Source organism: Bacillus sp. FSL E2-8868 (genome assembly GCF_038005505.1).
Lineage (GTDB): Bacteria > Bacillota > Bacilli > Bacillales > Bacillaceae_G > Bacillus_A > Bacillus_A mycoides.
Genome location: NZ_JBBOTI010000004.1, coordinates 338,031 through 359,011 on the forward strand (window position 1 = coordinate 338,031; position 20,981 = coordinate 359,011).

Sequence of the window (20,981 nt, forward strand, 5' to 3'; positions counted from 1 at the left end):
GTGGGTATTTTAGGTGAATATAAAAAAAGTCTTCATAATGGATTGTATATCCTGTTACTAGTATTTCTGTTGATTCCAATTAGTTTTCAAGTTTTACTAACTGTATCGTCTCAATTAAAAGATGGCGTTTTCATGCATATAGCGATTCTGAGCCTTTTTTGTAGGTTATTTTTACCTATTTCGATAGGTCTATTAGTGTCATTTTCTTTTGTAAACGAATTCAGAAGAAAAGGATATATGTCTGCTATTTATCACGGGATCACTTTAAAAACTATATTAAGTAATAAGTTTTTATTTTGCTTAATAATTACTTTTGGTTATTTACTATGTGCTTTAATCATAACGAGTATACCTATAGTATTAACGGTTGATAATCTCGGGACTGTTTATCAAAGTTTAAGTTTTTCTATACTTTTTATGGTAATTAGCTCTTTAATTATTGTGAATCTACATTTTTTAATAAATATAATATTTTATAAAATCCCGTTACTTTCATTATTAGTAGGGGTTATAGGTGGACTTGGTAGCTTTTTTATCTCTCATACAAACTATTGGATACTATTCCCTTGGTCATATCCAATTATGAGTCTTTATATTGATAGCATTGAAACAAAACAATTGTATATTATTCTCTTTGTATATCTATTATCATTACTAAGTTGTATATTGATGTTGTCTACTTTATATAATAAAAAATCAATGAGATGGAATTAAGGTTACAATGAGGAGTGTAGCATTAGTAATAATAAAACATGTTGTAGTTACTACAATATGAATCTCGATACGTTAAGCCAATTAATAAGACATGCGGATCAAATGTTATTGAATTCGAAGAAGCTAAAGTATGATAGATGTCACTTATGGTCACTCGAATATCTATTACTAATTTACTCTATTTAAAAAAAGTAGCTGCACAAAAGCGCAGCTACTTTTTTTCATACAAACATTATTATGCAAATAAAAACCTTAACGTAAACTTGCGCTTAATGGTACTTGAGAATAAACTTTGAAATTACTACCATAAGTACCGTGTTGAGAAAATGAGGAAGAAATTGAGCTGTTCCAACTTTTGTAGGTAGATCCAGATGTATCTGCTCTTAGAAGTACGTTTGAAAAGCTAGCTTGGCTAAAAGAATTACTTCCAGTATCTTCAACGCCCTGAACCATTTTTACTGGTTCATATTGAGAAAACGTACCATATACAGGTTGATTTACATATTTAGGACTTCCATTTACATACATAGTAACCGTACCATTTCCGTTATTAACTAGTTTAAGGTTTACTCGATCACCATCTTTAATTGATGTATCATACTGTGTGTTCCAATACTTACTGTTTTGACCTGATTCATTATATCCTGAATTAAGAAATACTTTATATCCACTTGATGTTTTTGAAATACCACCCTCAACTTTAGAGGCTCCAATACCTAAATACCAATTCACATATCCATCCTTAACAACAACTGATTTTGGTAGATTTATATCAGCTGCAATCCCGGTATAGTTACTATTTGTAACACTTTTTACAGCACCTTCTGTAGCTGCAAAACTTGTAGTTGCAAACATTGATAGAGCAATTAGAAGTGAACCAACTAGATATATCATTTTTCTCTTACTTTTCCTTAATACTTGTTTCATTTTAGGTCCCCCTTAATTTTTATTATTAAATTGCATGGAAAGTTGGTCAACTAACTACGACTTACAGATCAAAGATACATTAGGTTTCATTTAATGTATATATTTTCCTGTTATAAGTCATTGAAATGTCAAACAAATTGAATATTTCATATTTATCAATATAGGGGGAGTTGACAGAATAAAATAGTCCTTCTATTTGAATTTAGGAAGGTTTTGTAATTAATATTATTAAAATCTATAAACTGGTTGGGTATAATACGCAATACCATTCATTTGTGAGAGATAGAAATGGAATTAATGCAGGGGATTTTCAAAAGGGGATATCAGAAATTTTTAGAAATGGAATAACAACAAATGAAATAAATTAAAGGCTGTTGTAAAGGCATCTATGTATGAGAAGGTGGTAGGAATGAGAAGTAAACTTTGTAGTTACTTTGCCTTGGATGAAAGAAGATTTAATAATTGTTTAATAGGGTTCGTTTCCTAGTTAATACGTAGTTCCTGGGGGGAGGGGAGAATGCCTAAAATAGAGAATAGATTTGTTTTAACCAATCCTTTTCAAAATAAAAATAGTAACGCGAATAGTCCGAAACACATTTGTTTCGGACTAGGGATTCACAATTTCTCTCATTTTGATTAAACAATTTTGCGGATTAAAAGTTGAATATTTTGACTATTTAAGCAGGACAAATGATATTACGTTAATCAATAGATACTTCAACAGAGACACTCGGTATTGTGGGTGATGGTGTATCTCCACCATTAAAGGAAGAAGGTTGTGATACATGTAAACTAATCATGCTACATGCTAATGCACTTACTACTACCATACTTAATACAATTTTTTTTATTTTTTTCATTACTTTAACGCTCCTTTTCTCAAATGATTCTTATTGGCATTATTGCTAATGTAGAAATATTTGCTCGCCTTAACATGATTATCTGCCTGGTAAAATTGGAGTGCTAAAATCTCTGCATGTTCTTTTACACAATCCCACATGCCCTCTTTTTCAAAATAAGAAATTGCATCAGTAACTACTTTTTCTAGTTTAATTCTAGGCAGTTCTGTGATTAGTTCATTTAAAACTGCGAAACGGTGCTTATATTCCTCATTTCCGGATTCATTTGTATATTTCATTCCCTGCTCGATATATGATTTTGCTGTTTCAACGCCTTCTAATTTATAATATGCTCTTGCTAAGACAAATAATGCTTTAAAATGGTTCGGTATTTTATTTATAATTTCAGAACTCTGTCGGATCGCCAATGGATATAAATCTTGAATATTATATAACCAGCCCAAATTGTAACGTACTCTTAATAATAAATGTTCTTTATCATACTTCTTAAAAACATCAATAACCGTATTGAGACATTCTTCAGCTCTTTCAAACTCTCTTAGATCTATACAAGATAAACCATATACATTGTCGCATAAAGCAATATTGATTTCATATCCTACATGATTCAGGTATATTTCTTTCGCTTTTACTACATGTTGAATCGCTTCAAATGGTTGATAAGACTGATAAAAGTAAGTTGAAATTCTATACTTAAACTCGGCTTTTTCTACTTCATCAGGTATATCAATTAAAAGTTCTTCCGCCTTTTCAAAATGTGTTCTCGCTTCAGTATAATTTGCTATAATTGTAGAGTGGATTGCCTTAAAGAAATGATAGTAGTAAGCTAAAAATGAAAATTCATCTTTGATATTAGGGAGCTCTTCTATTTTATTAAAAGAATCTTTAGTAATACTCATTCCATCTACCAAGACCTTATATCTAAAATTCAGTAGTGAATAATAGAATGATAAATATTGGTCTGTTTCTATTCCTTTTAAATTTTCTTGTACTTTTAGATATGTTTGTTTTGCTTCTTTTACATGATATGAACGGATTTCTTCATACCATTCATTTAATATTTTCATCAATTGCTCATTGCTTTTTTCTTGAACAGTCATAATATCCCCCTTTTCTCCGTATAGGCTTATTCTGATAATAACAGGAATTAGATACTTTAAATTTCACTATGAGTTTTTTTCATAAATATACAGAATATTCTGAATGAATTGAGTGTCCATACTTTATTTAATGCGACAAAATATAAGAAAGTATGAGTTTCGTCGATGGATTTTTTAGATGTTTAAACCGTTCCTACTGAATTTTTCTTATAGGAGGTGGCGTAGAATTATGACAGAAACGGAGATGGTATACACCGCTAGTGTATTGAGAAATATATAGCGATATTAAACTTCAAGGGATTCCACGAAGATAAATAGAAGTATAACTATATCTATTTATAATGAAAAAGGGGCGTTGGTTAGTATGATAAGTTTTGGGATTAATTTACGCACTATCATTAGTTATACACAAGAGAGTAGGAATCGTAATAATATAAAGATTATAAGTCAGTTAGGAATAAAGTTGTTTGATATATACGGAGAACCGTTACCAGTATCAGATGTTAATCGAGAGTTAGTGACAGCTTTAAAACGTCAAGACATAAATAAGCAACGATATATAATAAGTCATTTAGAAGGATAGAAAAACTGATATTATGGGGCGTTTCTTTACAGGAGGCGTTTTTATTTTGCGTAGAAATGAGGATGTAGCCTTTGCTTCAAATAGAAAAATGATAAAATACTGCAAAAATAGTAAAGGAGAAGGATGGCGAATGAAAGGAATCGTTATTTTAGGCAAGGAGAGGGGGACTTAATACTATTTGTTTGACAGAAAAAGATTCATTTACAGGAAAGCACCGACAAGTGAAGAGAAGAGGCATCATAATTCATTGTAGGTCCTTTTTTCTGGTTTGAAATATATTATTTGTGACAATTAAATCGTACATTGATATTGCAATTTTTATGTGGACAGGCATTACCTGACCTCAATTGTCGTACTAAATGCGAGTACGTACACGTATGTTGAACAAAACTTAACATGTACAGAGATAATAAGGTGTGTTTAATATACTATCAACTAACGTTTTTACTTATAAATCTAAGGACGGAAAAACAGTAACAATTAGAGAAGCTAAAGAACAGGATGCAGAAAGAATGTTAAATTCTGCTTCAAGAGCTTTAATAAACGCTCCATACATGCTAAGTACGGTTGAGGATGTAAAGCAGATGAGTGTTGATGCTATTCAAAAAACGTTAAAAGCTTATTATGAAAATCCAAATTTTGTACAGTTTATTGCTGAAGTGGATGGTAAGTTAGTCGGTGCAATAGATTTTAAGAACGGAAACAAAGAAAAAATTAGTCATCAAGGGTTTTTTGCGATGACCATACTACCTGAATATCGAAATTATGGTATTGGAAGAGCTCTTCTAGAAACGTTAATCAATTGGGCTAAAAATAACTGTAAGATTGAAAAAGTTTGTCTTGAGGTAATGGAAGATAATTTAGGTGCAATCAAGTTATATAAGAATCAAGGCTTTTTTGAAGAGGGTAGAAAAGCAAAGGGTGTAAAATTGGATGGAGGCTATCAAGATTTAATATTAATGGCTTTATTCGTTTGAAATTGAACATTATTCAAGAACAGGGTGCTATTTTTGCACCAGAACCGTATCACGTGTATGGAATCATTAATATCAAAAAAGCCATCACGCAATGATGATTGCATGATGGCTTTTGTTGTTTTCTTATTTCTTTGTCTCATTGACCCATGTAGCGATGTCCTTGATGACATACGCAGGAACATTGGAAGGGACTTCGTATTCACTAGGGTGACTTAATTCCCCGTCGCCCTCCGTGAAGAAGTGATTCAATTTCGGATATTCTTTGAAATGAACATTACTGCGGCTTGAAAGCCCTTCTTGCCATTTCGTAAACTCGTCTTTTACTGTTACTTGATAATCACGTGCGCCTTGCAGAATCAGTAATGGTTCTTTTCGTGATTTCGCTTCCTCAACTGGACGCCAACGAGTCACATCATACATGAAATGTGGAGAAAGATAATTATAACCCGCTGGTGGGTGATCTGGATCAAAAGTAGGGTCCTCAATGTAAGCGAATTGTTTTTTTATTTCATCAATATATTCCTTAGGTGCTCCGAGGTACTGATACTGATCAAGGAGCATGTCAGTAAACGGACGTGCAGGTGGTGCCATTAAAATACTTCCTCTTACAAGTGATGAAGGTGCTTTGCTTAGTATGCGCGGCATGGTGCCAGCACCTTGGCTATGTCCGAGAATGAAAATGTTATCTGGGTCAATGCCTTCCTGCTGCGCTGCTGATTTTGCTGCATATATGGCATCATCTGTAGTATCTCGGTCTAACGTTACAGGTTCTGCACTCATTTTAAAACCGTGTTCTAAGGAACGTTTCTCGTAACGTAACACTGCGATACCGCTTGATGAAAGACCAGCTGCAAGGTCTCTAAAGATTTTAGCTCCCATAAATGTACTGTCACGATCTTGCGGACCAGAACCGTGAACAAGAACAACAACAGGTACTTTTTCGCCAGGTTTATGTTTTGGAACCGTTAATGTGGCTGGTAACGGGTATGTAGCATTTCCAATGACGATTTCTCGTTCTTGGTAGGAATCAGGTTGGTCATAGCTAGGATGCGGGATGGTATAAGATTTCTCTGGCGCCGTCCTTACGTCAACCTCATCAACTTTGCCGCCAGGCGTGAATTTAAGGAGTAGTGGAATAGTAGTTCCTTCGATAGCTCCTGGAATTTCAACCGTTTGATGGACCAAGTTTCGTTCTTTTATAACAGGTGTTCCCATGCTTGTAATTCTGCTCCCGCCACTTTGTGTCCACCAGCTTTGTAATATGTTTGCCGTAAACTTGGATTGAAAAGCTACAGACGTCAACTGGAGTGCCTCTGCATATTTACCTTGTTGGAGATATGCAAAAAATAAAGACGTACGCTCCGTTAATGAGACTTGTTTCTTTTCTGCAGTTTGTGTCCCTTGTGTATCCCCATGAATAGCTGTTGTAAGCGGAAAAGAAGAAACACCTAAAGAAAAGAGTAGGGTAAAAGAAAGTGCTGATTTTTGTAACTTCTTTTTTTTCATCCTGGTTAACCCCCAAAATGTAATGGTATGAAATGGGTATGGTAATTGGTGGAATGTTTCCCTATTGGGGTTTCGTTACATGTAAGGGGGAATCCTGCATACATATCATAAAAAGCCCGTTTGAAAGAGTGGAGGAGTTAAGCAATGGATTTATACATAAATCGTTGCTAAATTATAGAAATCGATCGTTTTTCCAACAATGATTCCAATCCCGTTATGATGTAGGGGAAGAAAAACAAGAAGAGAGGGAGGCATACGATGAAGAAATTTTTATGGTTCATTTCTACATTGTGCATGTTTGATTGGTAACAGGGCGTAGTAGCAAAGATGACACTGGAATTTCCATTACCCCATACCGAAAAAAAAGGGTATAGGTATACTTTCCTGTTTAAAATGTTGTTCGTATAGGAAGCGAATAAGCTTCCTATACGAACAACATTACATATTAATAATTTAGAGGGTTTTAAAAATAAAGAGGTGGTTTTTAAATGTATAATGATTCAATATATTTTCCTTATATAAATTATGATCAATGCTTCGATCGTCAATTCCCTGGTCCTCAGATTCCAGGTATACCTGGAATGCCAGGTTTTCCGGGTGTACCAAGTTTTCCAGGACAGCAAAGTTCACAAGCTCCAACATCTCCTCCCCCATCATTTATTCCTCAACAATCAACTGCTTCACCATTTGCTGTTGATCCAGGAGCAATTTCATTATGTTTATTTCGAAATACTTATATATGGCTTAGTAATGGTGAACAGTTTTGGTATTTCCCGATTTTTGTAGGACCAAGGTCTGTTGCTGGTTTTAGATGGAACGGTAGGTTTTGGGTTATTTTTGGAATTGATACGAGAAGGATTATTTCATTTACATGTTTTTAAAAATTATAGAGTAACGATAGGGGTTTAATTATATAAACAAAAGAGGTATTTGAATGAAAAAATTTCAATCATTTGATGGTACAATAACTATGATTAACGATTTTGTAACAGGGTCAAACGAAGATATAGGATGTAATAAATTAATGTCCGTAGATAATGGTTATGGGAATCTAATAAATTTTGTAGTGAAACCAAATACGTATTTTATCGACTATGCAACGGTAGTAGTAGGAGATAAAGTAACTGGGTTTTACGATGCCAACGCTCCTGCTCCTCTTATTTTCCCACCACAATTTCAAGCGATTGTTATGGCAAAATATACACCGCATCAAAATGTAAAAGTAGACTATTTTAATGAACAGTTGGAGAGTAGTGATGGAAAATTAAAATTAAATATTTCTCCTTCTACTCAAATTTTATTAACAAATGGTCAATTCTTTACAGGTAATCTTGTAAATCGAAATTTAATAGCTATTTATAGTTTTACAACAATGAGTATACCAGCTCAAACTACACCATATAAAATCATTGTTTTGTGTCAAAAGTGATTTCTATTCTAAAGGGTCTCTCGGTTTATCAAACTACAATCCATTGTAGAATCAAAAATTTTAGCCATCTTATTGACCAGGATCATAGGCATGTCAAGAGACGTTTTGCTAAATCTGCAGGATTTCAAAATCTTCGTCATGCTTCACGTACGATAAAAGGTATCGAGACCATTCATGCCCTATATAAACAACGGCGAAGTCTTCAAAGAGACTCCGCCTTTTCAACGTACAATAGTATTCCTTTCTAAATATGAAGATAAAAGTATCATAAATACATCAATATCATGAAGATACAGGAACCTAATATGTAATATTGCATATTAATGAATTTGTATGAGTATATATAACATGAAAATCACTATAACGAACATGCAGGTTTCCTTTTTTATTTGTTATTTTTATCAGTAAAGTAGACCACATATCGGCTTCAGATACTTGTTTTATGATACAAGTAATCAAACAAAAGGAGGGCCATACAACATAATTACACCATTATTAACAGGGCACTCTTTTAAGTACAGGAGATTATTAGCGGGTGGAGAAAATGTTGAAGATATACAGACAGATAAACATATTCCATATGAAAAAAATGAATTGCAGCAAACTCTAGAAAAGTACGATTCGAAGGAGTTTGAGTTATAAAAAGAAAATAGATAAATTGACAAGAGAAAAGCACTTTGTGTATATCACAGGTGTTTTTTATTTTCATTTTGATATAGGGCTTGAATTAAATTCCCATGTTTTTTTGCGGCCATCCAATACTACATATGTACATATTCATTATTGAAATTAGTAATAATAAAATGTATTATTGAAAAGCACTATTTATAATTCAAGTAATCAAGGCTATGTATCCATAATAATTTGAACATTCAGAAATTATAATATTATCATAAAAATGAGGTGAGGTTAATAGAAACAGTACATATTAAATGGTATGGATTGTATAGTTTAAATGATTTTTATAATAGAGAAGAAGCTTTTAAGAAGGGAATATTTGCAATCTCTAGAGTATATGCTAAGAATGAAACATTGATCTATATAGGAAAAACCAAAAGAAGCTTTATACAAAAGATAAGGGAACTTAATAAAGATTGGATTTTTGATGAAAGCGAATTAAAGATTACATTAGGAATAATAGAGTCTCCTAGTGGTGAAAGTTACTCTGAAAAAAAGGTAAAAGAGATAAAATCCCTTTTGATTTTACGACATACCCCAGTAGAAAACAACACATCTTTATTGTACCATAGAGGGCAGTTTAATTTGAAAATTATAAATAAGGGAAGAAGGGGCTTAATTGTTAAAAAGATTTCTACAGGAGATCTAATGTGGACGTAATTGGAATCACCTTTGAATAAAATTGAAGGTTTCTTACGAACAGATGCTTATCAATTTTTAATGTATTAAAATATTTTTGAATAACATATGTCAGATGCTTGAAACAACACAAATTTTATTATGATATGAAATCTTGTATGGGAATTGTAATTCATTTCCATTGTTTAATGAAAATATTAAGAATTATAAGGATAATGCATAAAGATTAGAAGAGAAAATAAACTCGGAGGTTTAAAAAATGGGACAAGGAAGCAGGTTTCAAGAAAAACAACAAAATCGTCGTAAAAAAGTGATTTTTAATATTGCATTTACTATGGTATTAGTGACAGTTGGTATAGTGACATACCAGTTGTTTTCCCCTTCTGATACATCAAAGAAAGCAATTGCTGAAGAAAAGAAAGCAACAAAGATAGAAGAGAAGAAACATAAAGAGAAAGAAGCAGCGCAGTTAGAAGAGAAGAAACGTGAAGTGAAAGAAGCAGCGCAGTTAGAAGAGAAGGAACGTGAGGAGAGAGAAGCAGCACTGTTAGAAGAGAAGAAACGTGAAGAGAGAGAAGCAGCACTGTTAGAAGAGAAACAAAAAGCAGAAAAAACGGTAAAAACGAGCGAAAATGAAAATAAAGAGGGAGAAAAAACGGCATCTCAAGAAAAGGGTTCTCAAACTAATCCTTCTTGGAAGCCAATTGGTACAGAGCAAGGAGCAAAACCTGCAATGCAATTTAAAGAAGGAACAGCAGATTGGAGTGAGATGAAAAAAGCAATTTCTTATGCTGTTGATGTTCCAGAGAGCCAATTGATTTTCGATTTTATTGGGAATAATGGTAATAATAAAGCCTACGGTAATGTACGGGATAAGCAAAGTAATAAAAAATATAAGGTTGATATTGATTGGGTAGAGAATCAGGGTTGGAAACCAGCATCTGTTCAAGTGGTAAAATAAATAAGGGAAATGTAAATGTTCCCCTCTCTCGTTGTGGGAGATTCCTAAGTACGGAAACCTAGCGGTAGGCTATCTCCATAGTCCCTACTGTTAAGAGACGAATCGCTTCGTTTCTAAGATTCAGTCCTGCGTAAATATCTCTATCGTGATGTGTGCCATAAGAAGGACAATCCCATTCACGAAGATTTGGATTTTTAACGTCTTTATTTTGGTAACCACAATTTGAACATAGCTGACTAGAAGCAAATGTTTTTGAGACAACTACAACTTGCTTCCTGTACCATTTTGCTTTGTATTCCAACTTATTTCGAAATTGTGACCAAGATACTTCACTGATTGCTTTGGCAAGTTTCCCGTTTTTCAGCATATTGCTTACTTGTAGATTCTCAATATCAATTACTTCGTGGTTTTTGATGATTTCGGTAGAGATTTTATACAAGTAATCTTTTCTTGCATTAGTAATATGTTCATGGACTCGTGCCACTTTCACACGTTATTTATTCCAGTTCGAAGCACCTTTCGCTCTTCTGGAAAGGATGCGTTGTGCTTCCGCTAATTTTTTTCTAATGTACGAAAGAATTTAGGTTTTTTGTATGTAGTTCCATTTGCAAGAATAGCAAAATCCTTTAATCCCATATCAATCCCAACAGAAGATCCTGTTTTCGGTAATTCTTTTACTTCGGTTCGGGTGCAAAAACTTTGAAGTAGATGAAAATGGTCTATCAAACTTGGAAATACTGATAGTACTACTCTATAAAAGGTGTGTAATCAGTATGGAAAAGGAGAATTTATTTAAGTGGAAACATTATCAGCCAGACATCATCTTGTTAACTATACGTTGGTACCTACGGTACAACTTAAGCTTTCGTGATTTGGTGGAAATGGTGGAGGAACGAGGGTTATTCCTGGCTCATACAACTATTATGCGATGGGTACATCAATATGGACCATGAATTCGACGTCATCTCAAACAAACGAATTCATGGAGAGTGGACGAAACATATATAAAAGTAAAAGGACAATGGATGTATTTATATCGTGCTGTTGATTCTGAAGGAAACACGATTGACTTTTATTTGAGTAAATCTAGAAATCATAAGGCTGCAAAGCGATTCTTCAAGAAAGCCTTGCGGTCTTTTCATGTCTCAAAGGTTCGTATCATCACGGTTGATAAGAACCCTGCTTATCCAATTGCTATCGAACAGTTGAAGAAAGAAAAAAGGATACCAATAGGCACCAAAATCCAAAGGATAAAATATTTAAATAACATAGTAGAATAAGATCATCGTTTTATTAAAAAATGTATACGCTCTATATTGAGTGGTGTTGAAGCCATGCATATGGTCAAAAAAGAACAAATTGATTTGCAGGACCAGTCTGTCCAAAATCAGAATATTTTTATCAACCAGGTGTTTGGATTAACTGCTTAACAGGTGATTCCGTTAGGAATCCTTGATTCTTTTTTATTTATCATCTTTTTGCACCAGAACCATAAAAATTCAGCATAAGTACTTATATTCAGGCCAAAATAATTGTTTACTTATGAAATAACTATGTGATTTTTCGGTTTTTTTTGTTGTGATACATTTATTTGATAATAATATACTTTAAAAAGTTTACTTGAGGAAAAGAGCTTTGAAGGGGACTTAATAAATGGGGAAGGAGCCAATTTTGTAGATTTAGGTGATCATTTTTTCGTATTCATCACTTCACGTTCTTTGAGGAGGGAGTCTTCTTGGCTAAAATGATAAAGAAGAAAAGTAAAGTAAAATGATCGTGGAGAATGAGAAAGTGCTAAGCGAATAATACTTCTTCATAATGATTAAAGAATGGATGTTAATATATACCGTTTTAAAGATATGAATCATTACATTAAAATCCTCTTAAAAAGAATGTATGATGGTAATGTAATACAAACAGCAAGGGGGAACTTAAAATGAATTTAAATAAATTAATAGTTAGTTGTGGAGTAATTTCAGCATTAACATTTGGCGTGTTAGGTAATAATGCTTATGCTGAAGAGGTACAAAAATCAAATGATGCAATCAATGTAATTGAACATGTTCCTACAGACCTATTATTAACTCAAACACTGGATTATACTGGAGAGGCTGTAACTTCTTTTGTATATAAGGGGAGTACAGATTTAAGCTTTTTTATAAAAAATAATGGTCAAAATAAAATGGGATATAGCGTAAAAGGTCCAAATAAGGAGCCCATCGTTGGTGGTTATATAAAACCGGGTGAACAAAAAATTAATGTTACAAATGTGCGGAATGCTTTATCTCCATTACCGGTGGGAACATATAAAATTTACGTTTCAAATGATGATGGATCTACAGGACAATTCCAAGTTGCGGTAAACTCTTTGGATTAAATTTTTAAAAGCTGTTTTATAAAAAAACTACACCCTCCTCTAATTTTTAGGGCGCATCTAACCGTTGGAGGTGTAGTTAATCGTTTGATATTAAGTGGGTAAGGCTGCTTTTTATTGAATAAAATGGGCATTTCAAAGAAGTGGATTTAATTTTCGCTTACTAGGAGAGACTATAACGATTCGAGAATTATCCATAAAAGAAAAAACGAGCACTCTTATTCATAGCGAAAGGGTGCTCGTTTTCCTACTAATACACAGAAGGAGATATGCTTCCAACCACTTATAAATACGATAGAGAGAGGAGAGGAAATAAAATGAATATAGTGAACTTACGTCCTAAACAGCGTTCTAAGTATCGTATTATGCTAGGAACATGGTATTACTCTACAAAGAGGTACATCCAGTGGTTAGCAGACGGAAAAACATACGCAAAAACTTTACAACAAGAAAAGTTACCCTGTACAGCGATTCAGCACCGAACGATACTACTTCGTAAGCTCAAGGATGTAGATATGTGGTATCAACAGAATAAAGTTGTTAATTTAAAGATTGCCATTAAACAGCTAGATGGTATCGTCATTAGACCGGGAGAAACATTCTCTTACTGGCGTTTAATAGGTAAGCCTACTAGGAGAAAAGGGTATGTAGAAGGTATGATACTACACTATGGATCTTTTCAAGCAGGCATTGGAGGAGGGCTTTGTCAGCTTTCAAATTTAATATATTGGATGACCTTACATACACCACTGACAGTAACAGAGCGATATCGTCATAGCTTTGATGTCTTTCCTGATTCCAAGCGGACCCAGCCGTTTGGAAGCGGAGCGACTTGTTCCTATAACTATTTGGACTTACAAATTAAAAATGAAACGGACCAATCGTATCAACTTCACCTTTATATCACAGAGAAACATTTAGTTGGTGAATGGAGAACAGCCTATCCGCAGCTTTATCAATATGAAGTTTATGAAAAAGAACACTCAATCCAATCTGCATACTGGGGTGGTTATATACGACATAATGTTATTCAACGTAGAGTATATAGCCAACAGAAACAGTTTGTAGAAGATCAATATGTAACGGAGAATCACGCTATAATGATGTACGAACCATTATTAGCTTGTAATAACGAGGAAAGTGGAGATTAATATAGCACACCAGTAGTTTATCCGATTCTGGAGCAAAAAATAATGTCATTGTGTACACTGAAATTATGCATAAAAAGTACGTCACTCTTTCCCGTTAATATAAAAGAATAGTAACGTACTTTTAACTTTAAAAATAGCCTAAATGCTTAAGTTGATGGCGATGTGGCGGTACCCCTTATAGGCAAAACAAACTAATTTAATACAAACAATAGGGATCAATATCTTGAACTGCTAGGACACTTTTATTCTATAAGGGGCACGGCAAAGATTACTGCTTTTTGGGACCACCCGTCATTTTAGGTTAACAGAACTGGAATTCCGTTAACTTTTTGAGGTGATTTTAACAACATTTGTTTACAGAACACATATAAACGGTGATAAAAATAAGGTTAAGGAACATATTTAAAGGGCTTCTCTTTACATATTTCAAATCTATATACTTTTAAATCACGGTTTTATCATATCGTCTTAAAGGTTTTTATAAATGGCCCGAAAAAGAAAGAATTGTTGCCGTGGGACTCATCCGAACGATTCATCGATTTCATGCACGTTACCAAACGGATCTACGAAAGCAGCATATCGCCCTTGAGTAGGTTTATCATGCAAAAATTGAATACCCTTTTCCTTCAGTTCCTTATAAGTTTGCTCAACAGATACGACCTCAAACACCAAAACTGTTCTAGCCTCGTTTGAATAATCTCCAATTTCTTTGGTCTTTTCACACTTAAAAGCTATAAGCTGACAGCCGTCAAGGGCAAATACAAGCTTATTTTCTTGCTCTAACAATGTTTTTAAACCCAGCAATTCAGAATAAAACCATTTCGCCTTTGTCATGTCATTGACGAAAATCATTATATGTCCTAGTTTCATAAGGCTATGCCGCCCCTTCACTTTTTTAAGGATACCATTTTTTATGGTTCATGCAGAATCTTTGCTAATGATTATTTGAAGTATTCGCGAATTGATTAACATATCCTGCCCGTTAGTTTAATAAATGGCGAAAAGTGAACGATTTAATTATAACGTGCTTGACCAATATTGTAACATTATGGAATGTGAATAAGGGAACCCGACATTCCTGGAAATTTCACGTGAATTATAATGGGATTCAGCCTAGATACGTGTAAAACTAGGTCATAGTAATACATTATTTAGCAAACGTTGTTTATCGGTGATATTCGTAACCAAAAAAATAGAGAGTGAGATTCATAAACTTGAGTATCACTTAGTTGAATTCTGGTGCAAAAAATCTCTTAAACTTGGCCATACTGATACTATCAATCTAGAAAAGGGATGGTGTTCAGTGTGAATAGGCAAAATTCGTTCAAATGGAAGCACTATCAGCCTGATATTATTTTGCTAACAGTAAGATGGTACCTACGGTACAATCTAAGTTTTCGTGATTTAGTGGAAATGATGGAGGAGCGAGGTTTGTCCATTGCTCACACTACCATCATGCGATGGGTACATCAATATAGCCCTGAGTTAGACAAACGAGTTCGACGCTATTTAAAGAAAACCAAGGATTCTTGGAGAGGCGATGAGACATATGTAAAAGTCAAAGGGAAATGGATGTACTTGTATCGTGCTGTGGATTCTGAAGGAAATACCATCGATTTTTATCTGAGCAAGAATAGAAATGCTAAATCAGCCAAGCGCTTCTTGAAGAAAGCCTTGGCTTCCTGTCATTCCGTAACACCTCGAGTGATTACAGTCGATAAGAACCTAGCATATCCTGTTGCTATCAAAGCATTACATGAAGAAAAAAGCATGCCGATAGGTGTGAAGTTGAGGCAAATTCGGTATTTAAATAACATTGTGGAACAGGATCACCGCTTTATCAAGAAACGCATACGTACTATGTTAAGTTTAAAGTCCTTTCGGACTGCCAAATGGATTCTTGCTGGGATTGAAGCCATGCATATGATGAAAAAAGACAAACCTCTCAAGAGAAGTCTGTCCAAAATCAAGTGAACCTCATTCATCAACTATTCGGTATTCCAGCATAAAAGCGGATTCAGTTAGGAATCTCTTTACTTCTTTATATCTTCAAAAAATATTTGCACCAGAACCAGTAATAGATGTATGAAAGATTTTTTTTATACTTATGAAAGACTTTTGTAACACTTATGAGAGAGAAATGAAAGATATATTAGATATGATGAAGTTGTTCTTAATAGTAGGTGTTCTAACTTACCTAAAAATCAAGGAGGAAAAATAAAAATGAAGAAATTGAAGCCCGCACTTAGTGTATTAGGTAGTGTATCGATGGCACTGACCTTAGCATATCCTGCTTTAGCAGACATAAAACAGCCGAATGCAGGAAGCACAATTGAAATGTTCAAAGAGGATGCAAATGCAAAAGAAGGAAAAGATCTTATCTATGGAACTGATGGAAAAAAGGGAAAGATGTCTACTGAAAAAATTGAAATACAAAATAACGATTGGGATCAAGATGGTATTTCTAACGACTTAGAAATAAGAGGCTATAAAATTGAGTTCAATCGACAAACCGGGAAAAATGAAGCACAGGCATGGGATCCAGAGCGAGACAAAGATAAATTAAAATTTATTACAAATCCTATGAGCGCGAATTCGGATGGAGATCCTTTTACAGATGCATATGAAGTTCAGTATTATGGCAGTAACTCTGATACTGAGTTTAATCCAATGGTTGCAAATATACCGAATTTGCAAGTTGGTATAAAACGTATTGGGGTTACTCCTCTTGCGGCTATTACGGATTCAAACGGTGGGTCCATTGATAAAGGTTGGGAAAAAAGTGTATCGACACAACATTCGTTTGGTGTAGGAGCAGGTGTCGAAGGTGGTGTGGAAGGTTCCGCAGCCGGTCCTGTTCCTTCTGGGAAGGCCTCATTAAATGTAAGCTATGGATACTCGAAAACATCAACAGATACCGAAAGATATTCTTCTAATATAGATTGGTCTACCGCAAAAACTGTTGATTCAGCAAAAGCAGCAAAAGTGAGCTTACAGTTAGAATATAAAAATACAGGGACGGCGTCTGCTCAAAATGTTTCTCCTCATTTTAACATTCGTTTAGGGGACAAGATTATCAGTACAGTAAAGGCAACACAAGATCGTTATAAAGCAAATCAGTTAAGTACAGAAAAAGGTGGAAGAAATACAACAGAAGTATTGATAGACAGTGTAGATAATCAAGCAGATGTAAATATTTACTTGTCGTTAGATGAATTGAAAGCTGTTGAACAAGGTGCAATTCTTTCTGTTGAAGTACTACCTACGAGTACAATGGAATTGTATATTGAGAAAGATGGAGAATTTATGAATTTAGGAGATTCAGGAAAATTTGAATCTCGTGTAAATGCTTCGACTACAATACTAGAGACTGATATCGGGAACAAACCGAAGTTTAGAATGTATGCACCAGAAGGTGTTGGTAGTGATACAAATTTAACGTTTAACGAGGTTCTGAAGCATGTTAAAGTAGATTCTACAAAGATAAATGAATTTATAGATAATAGCAGAGGAGATCAAGTTATCGTTGCGAAAGAGAATCTAGAAAATGCTAAAAAATCTTATGTTTCGAAAGGCACAAAAGTCGGTGTTTTCACAAAAATTCAGCAACCGGAATTGTCATATAGTGCTTATGATCCATTTACGAAAAAGTTTTATGCAGCAGTCGTACCTGGCTTATTCGGAGCGAGTAATGAAGTCTCTGTTTCTTTTGAAAATAAAAAATCCAAACAAACACAACAAGTAACATTATTGAGAAAAGGAAACGTATATGAGTCTAAAGAAGCTGTAAGTTTGAATGATTTCAATCCATCACAAAAAGTTACATTTGAAATCAATGATGCACAAAAGAAACTTCCGACACAAAAAATCTCTACAGTTGTTACGTATAATAAAGAATATGAAAATTATTTGACCCATCGATTCAGCGACGAACTTATTGTAGAAGGAACTCCTTATACTATGAAGGCTAGTGGAAATCCTGTGCTTAGTTATAAAGGAAATGATAAATGGCAATATCTTGCGTATGCTGGGAATTACACTCAACCAGTTAATGTAATTATTGAAAGAAAAGGGCAGCCTAAACCTGGACAACCAATCAAAAAAGGTGAAGATATACATATTAAAGTTCAAAATAGTGCTTATTCAGGCTATGAATATTTAAAACTTCAAAATGGTTATATCCATTTTGACCAAAAACAAAATGCAAGTACTTTTAAATTTAATCATATACATAGCCCAGGCAGCCTTGATTACCAGAGAGAATGGAACCTACAATCTGATGGTAACAATATAGGGTTAGATAAGGGTGGATCTGGTTATGTGACATATGGTAATGATGTGCATACTGGTTCGTCTTTAAATAGATGGAGTTTCGACAAAGCTAAGTAAAAGGGAACGGTTTTGTTGCAAAGTTATAAAAAACACCGGTAATAAACTGCACCTAAAAAGTTAGACATACGAATGTAGGTTGATTTTGAAATTGTCAATATTTACTGGACACTAATTTAGTTAAATATTGGTTTTGTTTCTGTAAAGTGGACATTTCTAAGAAGACGAAGCTATCAGTGTGTTTCGATATAGAATCGGGGCACACTGATTTGTTTTTTTCTAGGATTTTTTATTATTGTAGAACTATATATCGGAATGACTTTTTATCAGATTGTAAGCTTTTATATATTATGTTGTATTTTTATATAATGAATATGCGGTTTGTGATGCAGAGTATCGTCTTATATAGACCTTTTCAAGATACAATCTTATGATTATAGAGATTTTGGGAAACAGTTACATCATAAAGTAGATTCTGACAGGATAAATATATAATCTTCGTAAAAAATCCGATTTTAATTTTCTGTTTGTATGACTAGATAAATACCACGATTAAGATTATTTATCTAGTCATGTAAATAACTCAATGTTAAAATTATCATCTGGATTATATAGTTTTTAGGGTTTTTGGTCATTAAGAGATAGAAGTTTGAGATTCTGATTTAGTGATACAATCAGTTGTTATATCTTCATATCCAAATTTTTTTCAAAACGAGTGGTTAAAAACCACCATCTTAAGATGGTATCAACTTTAGCCTTATAAGTTTATTTTTTTGTTTGTTGTAACGAATTTTCGTCGGCTTTTAGCCAAGCGTGATGCCCCTACTTAAGTAGGGGGGACATATTTATTAGATGAAAGCATATAAGAGAAATTTTTGTATTTTTGGTGAAAAGAAGAGAGGTTAATATATGAAAAAAATTTTAATCGTAGAAGATGAAGAAAATATTCGAGAAGTTTGCAAACGGTATTTAGAAAGAGAAGAATATGAAGTATATACCGCTGTAAATGGTACAGAAGGTTGGGATGTATTTCTTACTCATCAACCAGATTTAATTATTTTAGATTTGATGATGCCGAAAAAAGATGGATGGGAACTATGCGGGGAAATTCGTCAACAATCAAATGTCCCTATTATTATGTTAACTGCTAAAGGGGAGGAAAGGGATCGAATTTTAGGCTTAACAATGGGAGCAGATGATTATTTAACAAAGCCATTTTCCCCTCGTGAATTAGTATTAAGGGTTCAAATTATACTAAGAAGAGGCAACCAGGTAGCGATACAAGCAAAAGAATCCCTATCGGAAGTGATAGAATTTCCAGATTTAAAAATATATCCAAAGACAAGATGTGTACTTGTTTGTGAAAATGAAGTGGAGTTAACGGTGAAAGAGTTTGAGGTACTTTATGTCATGGCAAAACATCCAAAACAAGTATTTTCTCGCTCGCAGCTTCTTGAATTAATTTGGGATTTTGGACATGAAGGGGCATCAAACACAGTTACTGTGCTAGTGAGTCGTTTGCGTGAAAAGCTCGAGAAGCATACGATAAAGAATCATTGGATTCATACAGTTTGGGGTATAGGATATCGCTTTGAGCCAAATGGAAGAAATGAATCATGAGATTACGTATTCAATTGTTACTCATGAATTTATTAAGTACCAGTATCCTGGTAATTGCTATATGGTATAGTGAGACGAAAATGTTACTTGAACCGGAACAAACACGGTTATTAACAGTAATTGCGGTTGTAGGACTGATTATTTCAACGTTTATTTACTGGTTAATGACACGCCCTATCATGAGGTCTATCAAAAATTTAATGACATTAACGAAGCAATTTAGTGATAGACAATTCGAAACAATGTATATAATTGGAAAAGAACCACGGGAGTTTAAAGAATTAGCAACATCGTTTCAACAGATGGCAAAAAAATTAGAAGAAGGGTTTACTCAGTTAGAAGAAGGGGAAAAAGCCCGCAAGGAGCTAATTACGAATATTTCACACGACTTACGAACGCCTATGGCTAGCATACAATTGATGATAGAAGCGTTACAAGATAACCTGATTGAAGATCCTGAAATGAGAAAGCAATACTTAGCGACGATCTTAAAAGAAATAGAAAGATTAAGTGGATTAATCAATGACCTATTTGAACTTTCAAAGTTAGAGTTTGAACAAGTAGATTTTTATCCAAGTTTCACACATATAGATAAAGTTCTATTAGATGTATTAGAGTCACATTCTGTCTTATTAGAAGACAAACAGATTGATTTACAATTGCAGGTTCCTGATAGATTACCTCGACTATTAATTATGCCGTGTAAAATAGCAAGGGTTATAGGTAATTTATTAGATAATGCTATTCGATATTCCCCTGTCTCTGGAACAATTGAGTTGATTGTAGAGGAAAATAAGCAAAATCAACAAGTCCAGTTCATTCTGCGTGATGAAGGAGAAGGAATTTCTCCAAATGACCAACTACGCGTATTTGAACGATTTTTTAGGACAGATCAATCAAGAAGTTCACAATCTGGAGGGTCCGGTCTTGGACTAGCCATTGCAAAATCATTGATTGAAATGCACAAAGGGGAAATTGGTGTGAGGGATCGCGCAGATGGTAAGCAGGGAAGTGAATTTTGGTTTACTCTTCCCATCACATCAGAAAAAAATAAGACCGCTGAAAGACTTTTGTAACATTTACGTTATAAAAATGAAAGACCTTCTTGTTAACATACTACTAAACAGTATGTT

General features: G+C 33.9%; 17 protein-coding genes and 4 pseudogenes. 15 read left to right on the forward strand and 6 right to left on the reverse strand.

Going from position 1 to position 20,981, the window contains the following annotated elements; translation table 11 throughout:
- Nucleotides 1–714 carry an ABC transporter permease gene (locus NSS74_RS26665; protein ID WP_340814659.1) on the forward strand — a complete coding sequence of 238 codons (714 nt, stop codon included), beginning with the start codon at nt 1–3 and terminating at the stop codon, nt 712–714.
- Nucleotides 715–966: 252 nt separating this feature from the next.
- On the opposite strand, the gene NSS74_RS26670 is transcribed toward NSS74_RS26665, so the two are convergent.
- The 3 genes from NSS74_RS26670 to NSS74_RS26680 form a co-directional block, all read right to left on the reverse strand.
- Nucleotides 967–1,641 (reverse strand): hypothetical protein, encoded by a 675-nt coding sequence (locus NSS74_RS26670; RefSeq protein WP_012259820.1) that lies wholly within the window; start codon nt 1,639–1,641, stop codon nt 967–969.
- Nucleotides 1,642–2,342: 701 nt separating this feature from the next.
- Nucleotides 2,343–2,501, reverse strand: a complete 159-nt coding sequence (locus NSS74_RS26675; RefSeq protein ID WP_002144187.1) for a Phr family secreted Rap phosphatase inhibitor — start codon at nt 2,499–2,501, stop codon at nt 2,343–2,345.
- Nucleotides 2,501–3,601: a response regulator aspartate phosphatase gene (locus tag NSS74_RS26680; RefSeq protein ID WP_002144184.1), complete on the reverse strand. Its 1,101-nt coding sequence runs from the start codon at nt 3,599–3,601 to the stop codon at nt 2,501–2,503. The genes NSS74_RS26675 and NSS74_RS26680 overlap by 1 nt, the downstream gene beginning before the upstream one ends.
- Nucleotides 3,602–3,965: 364 nt before the next feature.
- On the opposite strand from NSS74_RS26680, the gene NSS74_RS26685 reads away from it, so the two are divergent.
- Nucleotides 3,966–4,184 carry a hypothetical protein gene (locus NSS74_RS26685; RefSeq protein WP_002144183.1) on the forward strand — a complete coding sequence of 73 codons (219 nt, stop codon included), beginning with the start codon at nt 3,966–3,968 and terminating at the stop codon, nt 4,182–4,184.
- 416 nt (nt 4,185–4,600) lie between these two features.
- Complete coding sequence (locus NSS74_RS26690; protein WP_240381152.1) at nt 4,601–5,161, forward strand: GNAT family N-acetyltransferase; 561 nt, start codon at nt 4,601–4,603, stop codon at nt 5,159–5,161.
- A gap of 123 nt (nt 5,162–5,284) precedes the next feature.
- Here NSS74_RS26690 and NSS74_RS26695 read toward each other — a convergent pair whose 3' ends face one another.
- Nucleotides 5,285–6,667, reverse strand: coding sequence for an alpha/beta hydrolase family protein (locus tag NSS74_RS26695; RefSeq protein WP_340814663.1), 1,383 nt, complete (start codon nt 6,665–6,667; stop codon nt 5,285–5,287).
- A 488-nt stretch (nt 6,668–7,155) separates the two neighbouring features.
- Here NSS74_RS26695 and NSS74_RS26700 point away from each other — a divergent pair, with 488 nt between their 5' ends.
- The 5 genes and pseudogenes from NSS74_RS26700 to NSS74_RS26720 all read left to right on the forward strand — a co-directional run bounded on the left by NSS74_RS26700 (nt 7,156) and on the right by NSS74_RS26720 (nt 10,374).
- Entirely contained in the window at nt 7,156–7,548 is a 393-nt protein-coding gene (locus tag NSS74_RS26700; protein WP_002187379.1) for a transporter, read from the forward strand.
- Between the two features lie 53 nt (nt 7,549–7,601).
- A complete protein-coding gene (locus NSS74_RS26705) occupies nt 7,602–8,096 on the forward strand; it encodes a hypothetical protein (protein WP_002013693.1) in 495 nt (164 codons plus the stop codon).
- 23 nt (nt 8,097–8,119) lie between these two features.
- Nucleotides 8,120–8,344: pseudogene (locus NSS74_RS26710) on the forward strand (DDE-type integrase/transposase/recombinase); the annotation flags it as partial.
- 655 nt (nt 8,345–8,999) lie between these two features.
- A complete protein-coding gene (locus NSS74_RS26715; protein WP_002013690.1) occupies nt 9,000–9,434 on the forward strand; it encodes a hypothetical protein in 435 nt (144 codons plus the stop codon).
- Nucleotides 9,435–9,672: 238 nt separating this feature from the next.
- A complete protein-coding gene (locus tag NSS74_RS26720) occupies nt 9,673–10,374 on the forward strand; it encodes a YrrS family protein (protein ID WP_340814666.1) in 702 nt (233 codons plus the stop codon).
- Nucleotides 10,375–10,432: 58 nt separating this feature from the next.
- Here the strand turns inward: NSS74_RS26720 and NSS74_RS26725 are convergent.
- Nucleotides 10,433–11,073: pseudogene (locus tag NSS74_RS26725) on the reverse strand (RNA-guided endonuclease TnpB family protein); the annotation flags it as partial.
- 74 nt (nt 11,074–11,147) lie between these two features.
- Between NSS74_RS26725 and NSS74_RS26730 the strand changes: the two are divergent.
- The 3 genes and pseudogenes from NSS74_RS26730 (at nt 11,148) to NSS74_RS26740 (ending at nt 13,899) form a co-directional block, all read left to right on the forward strand.
- Nucleotides 11,148–11,804, forward strand: a pseudogene (locus NSS74_RS26730) (IS6 family transposase).
- A gap of 506 nt (nt 11,805–12,310) precedes the next feature.
- Entirely contained in the window at nt 12,311–12,751 is a 441-nt protein-coding gene (locus NSS74_RS26735; protein ID WP_002144172.1) for a hypothetical protein, read from the forward strand.
- Nucleotides 12,752–13,065: 314 nt separating this feature from the next.
- Nucleotides 13,066–13,899: a VanW family protein gene (locus tag NSS74_RS26740; protein ID WP_012259825.1), complete on the forward strand. Its 834-nt coding sequence runs from the start codon at nt 13,066–13,068 to the stop codon at nt 13,897–13,899.
- Between the two features lie 519 nt (nt 13,900–14,418).
- Here the strand turns inward: NSS74_RS26740 and NSS74_RS26745 are convergent.
- Nucleotides 14,419–14,769: a VOC family protein gene (locus tag NSS74_RS26745; RefSeq protein WP_340814667.1), complete on the reverse strand. Its 351-nt coding sequence runs from the start codon at nt 14,767–14,769 to the stop codon at nt 14,419–14,421.
- Nucleotides 14,770–15,192: 423 nt separating this feature from the next.
- Between NSS74_RS26745 and NSS74_RS26750 the strand changes: the two are divergent.
- The 4 genes and pseudogenes from NSS74_RS26750 (at nt 15,193) to NSS74_RS26765 (ending at nt 20,924) form a co-directional block, all read left to right on the forward strand.
- Nucleotides 15,193–15,908, forward strand: a pseudogene (locus NSS74_RS26750) (IS6 family transposase).
- Nucleotides 15,909–16,122: 214 nt separating this feature from the next.
- Entirely contained in the window at nt 16,123–18,288 is a 2,166-nt protein-coding gene (locus NSS74_RS26755) for a binary toxin-like calcium binding domain-containing protein (protein ID WP_340814670.1), read from the forward strand.
- Nucleotides 18,289–19,137: 849 nt separating this feature from the next.
- Complete coding sequence (locus tag NSS74_RS26760) at nt 19,138–19,848, forward strand: response regulator transcription factor (RefSeq protein ID WP_002144166.1); 711 nt, start codon at nt 19,138–19,140, stop codon at nt 19,846–19,848.
- Nucleotides 19,845–20,924 carry a sensor histidine kinase gene (locus NSS74_RS26765; RefSeq protein ID WP_002144165.1) on the forward strand — a complete coding sequence of 360 codons (1,080 nt, stop codon included), beginning with the start codon at nt 19,845–19,847 and terminating at the stop codon, nt 20,922–20,924. Before NSS74_RS26760 ends, NSS74_RS26765 begins: the two co-directional genes overlap by 4 nt.
- Nucleotides 20,925–20,981: the final 57 nt, after the last annotated feature.

Excerpts from the sequence above, each read along its gene's own strand:
- NSS74_RS26670 (WP_012259820.1), bottom strand. The coding sequence starts at position 1,641 with ATGAAACAAGTATTAAGGAAAAGTAAGAGAAAAATGATATATCTAGTT.
- NSS74_RS26675 (WP_002144187.1), bottom strand. The coding sequence starts at position 2,501 with ATGAAAAAAATAAAAAAAATTGTATTAAGTATGGTAGTAGTAAGTGCA.
- NSS74_RS26680 (WP_002144184.1), bottom strand. The coding sequence starts at position 3,601 with ATGACTGTTCAAGAAAAAAGCAATGAGCAATTGATGAAAATATTAAAT.
- NSS74_RS26685 (WP_002144183.1), top strand. The coding sequence starts at position 3,966 with ATGATAAGTTTTGGGATTAATTTACGCACTATCATTAGTTATACACAA.
- NSS74_RS26695 (WP_340814663.1), bottom strand. The coding sequence starts at position 6,667 with ATGAAAAAAAAGAAGTTACAAAAATCAGCACTTTCTTTTACCCTACTC.
- NSS74_RS26700 (WP_002187379.1), top strand. The coding sequence starts at position 7,156 with ATGTATAATGATTCAATATATTTTCCTTATATAAATTATGATCAATGC.
- NSS74_RS26705 (WP_002013693.1), top strand. The coding sequence starts at position 7,602 with ATGAAAAAATTTCAATCATTTGATGGTACAATAACTATGATTAACGAT.
- NSS74_RS26720 (WP_340814666.1), top strand. The coding sequence starts at position 9,673 with ATGGGACAAGGAAGCAGGTTTCAAGAAAAACAACAAAATCGTCGTAAA.
- NSS74_RS26735 (WP_002144172.1), top strand. The coding sequence starts at position 12,311 with ATGAATTTAAATAAATTAATAGTTAGTTGTGGAGTAATTTCAGCATTA.
- NSS74_RS26740 (WP_012259825.1), top strand. The coding sequence starts at position 13,066 with ATGAATATAGTGAACTTACGTCCTAAACAGCGTTCTAAGTATCGTATT.
- NSS74_RS26745 (WP_340814667.1), bottom strand. The coding sequence starts at position 14,769 with ATGAAACTAGGACATATAATGATTTTCGTCAATGACATGACAAAGGCG.
- NSS74_RS26755 (WP_340814670.1), top strand. The coding sequence starts at position 16,123 with ATGAAGAAATTGAAGCCCGCACTTAGTGTATTAGGTAGTGTATCGATG.
- NSS74_RS26760 (WP_002144166.1), top strand. The coding sequence starts at position 19,138 with ATGAAAAAAATTTTAATCGTAGAAGATGAAGAAAATATTCGAGAAGTT.
- NSS74_RS26765 (WP_002144165.1), top strand. The coding sequence starts at position 19,845 with ATGAGATTACGTATTCAATTGTTACTCATGAATTTATTAAGTACCAGT.